The 1,110-nt window shown below is 69.6% G+C and carries 1 protein-coding gene and 1 pseudogene; both read left to right on the forward strand.

Going from position 1 to position 1,110, the window contains the following annotated elements; translation table 11 throughout:
- Positions 1 to 256, forward strand: a 256-nt coding sequence (locus tag ACJA3G_RS37410) for a hypothetical protein (RefSeq protein WP_406556957.1), incomplete at its 5' end; no start/stop codon positions are given.
- Between the two features lie 445 nt (positions 257 to 701).
- Positions 702 to 1,035 (forward strand): annotated as a pseudogene (locus ACJA3G_RS37415) (YnfA family protein).
- The last annotated feature ends 75 nt before the right edge of the window (positions 1,036 to 1,110 follow it).

Genomic DNA, 1,110 nt, shown 5'->3' on the forward strand with positions numbered 1-1,110 from the left:
TTCCCACCCGGGCCGGATCACCTGGGACCCCACCGATCAGGCCGAGCCCGTACCGGTCCCRCCGACTGTGGTCGACGGTGACGGGGACCTGTGGCTGCGGGACCGGGGCACTGGCACCTGGACCATGCCCGAGTTCAACCCGAAGGAGTTCCCGGCCCGCTGTGGCGAGGTTCTGACGTGGAACGAGCTTGCCCGCGAGTTCGGCCCGCTCACCGCACTGGCCGACGACCGCCGCATCGGCGGCGGCCGACGCTGACCGCGCAGCCTTCAGGGATGACCGCGCCCCTGAAGCGCCCGTTACGGGTAGCTGGGAGCTCCAGCTCACCGCCGAGCTCTCATTGGAGCCGCGCCCCCACGCGCCGATCAGTGACTCAGCGTGGCCGGTCCACAGAGCCTGAGCCAGAACCCGTTCTCGTGAACAAGGCCAGACGCCCTCTCACCGAGCACGATGGGACCGGTTGGCGAGACCGCTGTGCGATGCGCCCCTTCGTGGGGGTGGAGGCACGTTGTGGGGTCCCCTTGCCTCCCCCATGGTGGTAGTGCACCGGACGTGCGGGAACAAAGACCTCAAGTCTTTGTTCCCGCACGTCCGAGGCGCCCGCTCCTGCGCGGCGAAGGCCGCAGGTGAGAGCGGGTGTGGATGCAAGGTGTCCGCGGACCCGCTGAAGATCACGGGCACGGGCCGCCGGTAGGGCGCCGGCATGGGCGCCGTTCGTTCCGTTGCTCTGTTAGTCGTCGCCGTCTCTTCGAGATCGGCGGCGCCTGGCTGGTCTGGCAGGTCATCCGCGAGCACAAGGGCGGGATCTGGATCGGCGCCGGCGCCATCGCGCTCGGCTTGTATGGGGTGGTGGCCACCTTCCAGTCCGACGACAACTTCGGTCGCATCCTCGCCGCGTACGGCGGGATCTTCGTGGCCGGGTCGGTCGCCTGCGGCATGACCGCCGACGGCTGCCAGCCGACCGCTTTGACGTGATCGGCGCCCTGGTATGCCTCGCGGGGATGGCCGTGATCATGTACGCGCCCCGCAGCCACTGACCGACCTCGGCCACCGCCCGAAAGGTCGCAATCGCCGTGAGGAACATGACGCCCGACGCCAGGTCCGTCCCGCCC

Source organism: Streptomyces sp. YS-3 (assembly GCF_045257485.1).
Lineage (GTDB): Bacteria > Actinomycetota > Actinomycetes > Streptomycetales > Streptomycetaceae > Streptomyces.